General features: G+C 48.4%; 1 protein-coding gene. It reads right to left on the bottom strand.

The features are described 5' to 3' along the window. Nucleotides 1-39 precede the first annotated feature (39 nt). The gene (locus PPA03S_RS00025; protein WP_167665953.1) at nucleotides 40-7,860 is read right to left on the bottom strand and encodes a non-ribosomal peptide synthetase; all 7,821 of its coding nucleotides are present in this window, start codon (nucleotides 7,858-7,860) and stop codon (nucleotides 40-42) included. Nucleotides 7,861-7,911 lie beyond the last annotated feature (51 nt).

The raw sequence follows: 7,911 nt of genomic DNA, 5'->3' as shown, positions 1-7,911 counted from the left end.
TACCTAAGCTGGGTTATAATGCGATGGAATAGACAGATATTAATCCTCAATCAGCTCATACTCGCTTAATAAATCTTCAAGATCCTCTAATGACAAATCACTAAATCCATAGTCGGAAGATGTCTTCTCTGCATGTTCTTTGTTGACACAGTGCTGAACCACCTGTTCAAGCGCCTCGATATAATTTTGGTTTAAATTAAGAATCATTTCTTCTGAAAACGCAGCCTTGGTATAGGTTGTGCTAAGGGTCAGGCTTCCGTTATAGATGGATGCATTCAGCTCAATCGGATTAGTGCGGGCAATATGATCGCCCATGCTTTCTCCTGGTTTAAAATGCGAAGCATGAACCCACCCGGATTGTGCAGATGCTCCGATCTCCCCCAAATAGTTAAACAGAATTGGAGCCTTCTTCTCCGCCTGTAACTCCGGCATCCGGGCCACATATTTCAGCGCTCCATAGCTGAAGCCCTTATGAGGTACCTTGCGCAATCCTTCTTTCACTCGTTTGATGGTGGTCGAAAGTTCGTCCTCCGCTTCTCCCTCCAACAGAACCGGGTACAGGGTCGTAAACCAGCCCACGGTGCGACTGACATCGATACCTTCCAGCACATCCTCCCGTCCATGGCCTTCCAGGTTCACTTTCAGCTTCAGCTCACCCGTTAGCTTCCGCACTGCAAGGTACAGCGCACTGAGTAACAGATCATTAATCTCCGTCTGGTAGGCCCGGTTGCTCTCTCGCAGCAACTGCTGGGTTACTTCCGCACTCAACGTACTTTGCAGGGTATGGCTGTCCGCAAATCGATCCGGCCCTGCCGTTTCTTTCCGCTCTCCCAGGTTCAGTCCAGCCCCCTCCGCCGCAAGCCTGCTCCAGTAGGCTCGCTCCTTCGCGGCCCCCGGACTGTTCGCGTAATCCTGCAAGGCTTCTGCGAAACGCTTGTAAGAGTCGGTCTTCTCGCCCGCATCCAGCTCTTCTCCCCGCTCCGCCTGCTGATACAGCACTTCCATGTCCTCCAGCAGGATTCGCCAGGATACCCCGTCCACGACCAGATGATGAATCGCCAGCAGCAGATGGTCACCATCTTCGGCTTCAAACCATCCGACCTGCACCAGCTTGCCCTCTTCCAGATTGCATGCCTGCTGCACCCGGGTAGCCGCCTCATAGACCTGACGCTCCGGTTCATCCCAGCCCCGGATATCAAACCGGTGCAGGGTATACATCCGCTCGCCCGTGTGCGCTGGACGGTTGATTTGGCGAATGCTGCCATCCGCTTGCACCTCATACCTCATCCGCAGCGCATCATGATGCTCCAGCAATCGGTCCAGCACCTGTTCCAGCACGTCCGGCTTGAATCCGGCCGCCCGGTGCAGCATAAAGGACTGGGTGAAGTGGCTTCGTTCCGCTGTATTGTTCGCAAAAAACCACTGCTGAATCGGGGTCAGCTGCACTTCCCCTTCCACAGGCTCCTGGCTCCGACGCTCACGCTGATCCCATTTCACATATGGGGAAAGATCCCGGATCTTCGGATAGGCAAACAAATCCCGGACCTCCATCCGCAGTCCCGCCCGAGCCAGACGTGATCCGATCTGGAGTGCCTTGATGGAGTCTCCCCCGGAGACAAAGAACTGGTGATTGATGCCCAGCTCCTCCATGTTCAGTACATCACGCCAAACGTCCACCAGTATGCGCTCCACCTCGCTGCGCGGTGCTTCCGTCTCCGGTCCGGCAGGCAGATGGTGGTCCGGCTCCGGCAATGCCTTGCGGTCCAGCTTGCCATGGGACGTTAGCGGCAGCTGCTCCAGCTGCACGACATATGCCGGGATCATATAATCCGGCAATTCCGCTTCCAGCCAGTCCCGAACGGTAGCGGCTGTCCACACTGTTTCGCCTTCGGTCACAACATAGGCGCATAACGCTCCATTTCCCTGCGGGTCCTGGTGGGCTAGAACCGCTGCTTCCCGGATGGCCGGGTGTTTCAGCAGTTGCTGCTCGATTTCGCCAAGCTCAATCCGGTAACCACGAATTTTCACCTGTTGATCGGTACGCCCCATAAATTGCAAACTGCCATCAGGCAGCCAGCGCACCAGATCACCTGTCCGGTACATTTTGCCGCCAGGTTCATGCGGGTTGTCCACAAATTTCTCGGCTGTCAGTTCTGGGTTATTAAGGTAGCCCCGGGCTACACTGTTGCCAGCAATGTATAATTCTCCTGTTACACCAACCGGACATAATTGATGATCACTATTCATCACATACGTCCATATGTTGGGGAGCGGCTTGCCAATCGGAATATTGCCTTGAACCTGGTCTACCCGTTGGTAGGTGGTAGCAACCGTGTTTTCGGTAGGTCCATATGCATTGATCAGCGGATAGTCAGGGAGAAAAGAAAGTTTCAACTGTTCTCCTCCTGCGATCAGCAAACGCAATGAGGTATTGGGCTGATGGATAAAAACTTCACACACCTTAGGCGGCAACGTGATCAATGTAATGGAGTGTGCATTCATATATGCATTTAGCTGTGACATATCCAGACGCAACTGAGATGGGATGATATGCAGCTCGGCCCCCACCACCAATGCAGGAAAAATATCGATAATAGACCCATCAAATGTAATTTGCAAATAATTAGCTGCACGATCTCGTTCCGTGATCTGCTGAGCTTCAATGAAGCCATAACAGAAATTGGCGAATGATCCATGCTCAATCAATACACCTTTGGGCAATCCGGTTGAGCCTGAGGTATAGATGATATAGGCCAAATCATGGTCATCATGCTTTATTTGTGACACACCATTCCGCGCCTGGCGGTCGCCCTTCTCCTCAATGCTCTGTAATGGTGACCAAGAACTGTCAAGCACCAGAGTTTTAATGGAATGACTGTATTTTTTCACTTGGGACAACAAATGCTCTTGAGTTACAACCACACTGGCACCGCTATCTTCGAGCATGTAGCGAATGCGATCCTCGGGAAACGCCGGATCCAAAGGCATATAGGCTCCACCCGCTTTGAGAATACCGAGTAAACCGACCATCATTTCCAAGGAACGATCCATCATAATGCCTACAGGCATTTGCTTATGGACTCCAAGTTCCTGCAGAGCTTCCGCAACATCCGCAGCCCGTTCATTCAGCTCGCTATAGGTCAGTTTCTGCCCATCATATACAACAGCTACTTTATTGGGAAAATGAATTCCATGATCTGCAATCTGTTCCGGAACGGGTTTTCGATTAGCATAATCCCTAGCATTGTTGTTAAACTGATGCAGCAGCAGCTGCCTTTCCTTTTCCGTCACCAGATTGATCTCACCAATGGTGCATTGAGTACCATTTACAATATCTTTCAAAATTTCATTATAATGTCCAGCCAATCTCTCCATGGTATCTTGTTTGAACAGCCTGGAGGCGTACCCGTAAAACATCTCTATACCATCCGCGGTCTCCAAAGCAGTTACGCTTAGATCGAACTTGGCTGTGGGATGACTGAACGGATAATATTCAGCCAGCAAACCATTAGCGTCCATTACGATTGTCTTTTCAGCCTGAAGGGTGAACAGGGTATCAAACAGCGGGCTCCGGCTTGCATCCCTCTTCACTTCAAGTTGGCTGACCAGTTCATCAAACGGATAGTCCTGATGGGAAAAGCCGTCAAGCGTAGTATCCTTAATATGATGAAGCAACTGCTGCACCGTCATATCGGGTTCGGGATAAAAGCGTAATGCAAGCGTATTGACAAACATACCCACCATATCTTCCAATTCCGGATGCTCTCGTCCTGCCACCGTAGTACCTATAATGATGTCATCCTGGGAAGTGTACCGGGCAAGAAGTATCGTATATGCGGTTAACAGCAAAACAAACAGCGTTACACCGTTTTCGGCAGCCAGCAAACGAAGCCTTTGTGTCAGTTGCGAATCAACTGCAAATTGAAGCCGGTTCCCTTCATGACTCTGAATCGCAGGTCGGGAGAAATCGAGTGGCAAATTTAACACGGGCAATTCACCTTTAAGCACATCTGTCCAGTATTGCTGGTGCTCTTGCCTTTGTTCCTGTTGTTCCGGGGCCAGAGACCATTCAGCATAATCTTTATATTGAAGGGTTAATGGTGCCAATCGTTTATGTTCATAGATTTGCCCTATTTCCTGGATCAGGATATCCATGGACACCGCGTCTGAAATCAAATGATGCATATCCAGACACAGATATTGGGAGATTTCCGTTCGCCATAATGCAGCTCTGAACAAAGGGGCCTTCTCCAGATCAAAGGGTTGGATAAACGAATGTATGAACGAATCCAGATCCTGTTCCAAGCCGTTCCCCACAAGAAGATTGAAGTTTACTTGGGCATGAATACGCTGAACAGGCCCGTCATCCATTTCCGTAAAAGAAGTTCTCAGCCCTTCATGTCTACGAATGATTTCAAGCAATGTCTGCTCCATGCGCTGCTGTTCAGCTTCTTTTGACAAACGGATAATAAGAGGCATGTTATACATCAAACCCGTTTGCTGCACCCGATCCAGAATGTAAAGTCTTCGCTGTGCTGCGGACAATGGATAATGCGGCTTATGGGTTGCCTTCTGGATTTGGAAGGTGTGCTGTGTCTCCACAGTTTGAAGCCATGCAGCCAGCTCCCTGATTGTAGGCATGTTAAAAATATCCTTGAGTGTAATCCGAATATCCAGCTTTCTCTGAATGGCTGACATCATGGCAAATGCCCTCAAAGACTGACCACCCAGTTCAAAAAAATGATGATCTACCCCAATCGGCCGAAGATCCAATACCTCTTCCCATATGGATGCCAGTATACATTCCAGCTCATTGCTTGGGGCCGCATACGTCGTATGAGCCGTGCTTTCCATATTGGGTTTAGGCAAAACATTAAGGTCTGCTTTGCCATTGAGGGTGCGCGGAATTTTCTCCAGACTCATAAACCATGAAGGAATCATGTAAGCCGGCAATCGCTCTCTCGCATGTGTTTTCAGTTCATCGAAGCCATGTCCATGATCTGGCGAATTCCAGACAATATATGCACAAAGGCAAAGCTGACCCTGTGGGTCCTTTTGATCTGTAACCACAGCATCGCTTACATCAGGATGAGCTGCCAAATGATGCTCGACTTCCCGAATTTCAACGCGATAGCCTCTGATTTTAATCTGTTCATCATTTCTTCCAAGAAACTCGATAGTGCCATCCGGAAGCCATCTTCCCATATCTCCGGTGCGATACATTGTGTTCCCCGATACGAGCAGATGATCGATAAAACGGGATTGCGTAAGCTCGGCAAGATGGAGATATCCCTTGGCAACCCCTGCCCCTCCGATATATAACTCCCCTGCTACACCAATCGGAACAGGCTGTTGATATTCATCAAGTATAAACACGTCAACATTTCCAAGAGGACTACCTATGGGAATGGATACTCTTCCCTGGTCCTGTGGCATCACACGATAATATGTAGCACATACCGTTGCTTCGGTAGGTCCATATGAATTGTACACCTGAGCTGAACGGACCATATTTCGGACATATTCATATTTCAGGACGTCCCCGCCACTAATAAATTTCATGTTGGCATGCGGACGCAGATGCCTGTTTTTGTCCAACTCGTTTAGAAGAAGTGGGGAACAGCTTAAGACAGTGATGTTCTCTTTTTCAATCTGCATAACCAGGTCATCCACATGCGTTTCGTTTAACTTGTCGCTCAGGACAATGCGCCCGGATACAGCCAGCAACGGAAATACTTCTTCAGTGAACGCGTCGAACGAAAAGGACACCACCTGAAGAACCGCATCTTCCTCTGTTAGCGGTACTCTGTCCAAAAAAGCAGAGATATAGTTCAATACATTTCCGTGAGTGGTCATGACCCCTTTAGGTGTACCTGTTGAACCGGAAGTATAGATCACATAGGCCAAATCTCCTTGGTGATTAACTCGTTCTGGATTGCTTGATTCCATACGTTCAATCTCCGGGTCTTCCATCGCCAGTTCGGATGTGATGCGGATTTTGCCTCTCAAAGGACATCCATTCAAGAGCAACACGGCCTCACTATCCCTGAGCATATACAATATCCGGTCATCAGGCAGTTCAGGATCAATGGGCAAGTATGCAGCACCCGCTTTAAGAACTGCAAGTATCCCAACAATCATATCCAAGGATCGCTCCACCATAACACCTACAATTGAATTAGGCTTTACCCCTTTCATTCGCAGCAGGCGTGCCAGCTTGTTTACTCGTTCATTAAGCTGCTCATAAGACATGGATCTATTTCCGTGGACTACTGCAATCCGTTCAGGTGCATGTGCAGCGCGTTCTTCAAACCAATCATTTAATGTGCCCTGATACGAATCCACCCGCTTGCTGTTAAACTGATAGAGCACCTGCTCTTCTTCCTGCCTGGACAACATGCGAAGCTGACTTACCTTTTGCCCGGCGTTTAACACAATCTCATTCAACACATTCACCAAGTGGCTTAAAAAACGTTCCATGCTATTTTGGGCAAACAATTTGGAGGCATATTGCAGATCCAGTTTCATGTGACTGCCGTAATGAATTACGCTGAGACTGAGATCAAATTTGGAGACCGGGAGATCGAATTCACACATTTCCGCTTGAAGCTGACCCAGTTGGAACACATAATCCTCGGCATGCTGCAAATCAAACATCGTATCAAAAAGCGTGTGTCTGCTTCGATCTATAGGTAAATTCAGCTTTTCGATCAATTCATCAAAAGGATAATCCTGATTCTCATATGCGGATAAGGTATGCCTTCTCACCTGATTCAAAAACGCGTCGAATGTCTGATCTGGCTCAATCTTATGTCGTGTTGCTATCGTATTGGTGAACAAACCGATTACTGATTTGAGGTGATCATGCGATCTGCCTGCGATCGGCGTACCCACGATAATGTCCTTCTGTCCAGTGTATTTGGATAAAAGGACGGTATAGGCTGAGAGAAGCAGCATGTACATCGTTACGTCATGCTCATCAGCAAGACGCTGCAAATTTCTCGTCAGTTCCTGATCCAATTCGGTAACTATTCGTTGACCGGCAACATTTTGCTCTGGCGGACGCGCATAATCCAAAGGCATTTGAAGTTGTGGCAGTTCCCCACTCAGCGTATCCAGCCAGTATGTTTCCTGCTTTTGCTGAGCGCCTGAACGTTCTTTGGCTTTCTCCCATGCCACATAGTCCTTGTACTGGATGGCAGCAGGTGTCAACGCTTTTCCACTGTACAGTTCAGCCAGTTCATTCAGAAACAACGCAAAGGACATCCCATCGGATACAATATGATGCATATCCATGAGCAGCACATGCTGGTCTTGATCCAAGCGGACCAGTTCAGCGCGCAGCAACGGGGCCTGCTTCAGATCAAAAGGTCGAATAAATTGTTTGATCTTGACAAAAAGATCTGATTCATTCCGTTCGCTGAAATCAAGCTTAAACCGAATTTGAGGGCGAATCTTCTGAGCAGGCTCTCCCTGATCATCGACAAATGACGTTCGAAGCGCTTCATGCCTCTCGATCACACGCCCAATCGCTTCCTCAAGTAAATCCAGTTCGAGAGGACCCGTCAGCTTCACCGCCATTGGAATGTTATATGCAATTCCCTGATCGTCCATTTGATGCAGAATATACATTCTTTTCTGAGCCCTGGACAAGGGGTACATCTCGTTGGTCGACTCTTGGGCCTTTGGAATAGGCGCATTCCATACTTCTTCCTGGTGGATCAGAAACTGAATAAGTGCCTGTTTGTGTTCTTTAATTTGTGATTTAAGATCAGCATTGATTTCATCACGTGGTCCGATCATTTTGATTTTCCCGTCTTGATGGTACAATTTCACGTTCTTCTTCTGTAAATGATTCATAAACTCCGCTATGTTCATAGGAATTCACCATTCCTTTCAGTATGACGCCTA

It is taken from the genome of Paenibacillus pabuli NBRC 13638, from assembly GCF_001514495.1.
In the GTDB taxonomy this organism is placed as follows: Bacteria; Bacillota; Bacilli; order Paenibacillales; family Paenibacillaceae; genus Paenibacillus; species Paenibacillus pabuli.
Note: the sequence above shows the minus strand (reverse complement) of the source record. Positions and strands in the feature narration are given on the sequence as shown.

Excerpts from the sequence above, each read along its gene's own strand:
- PPA03S_RS00025 (WP_167665953.1), bottom strand. The coding sequence starts at position 7,860 with ATGAATCATTTACAGAAGAAGAACGTGAAATTGTACCATCAAGACGGG.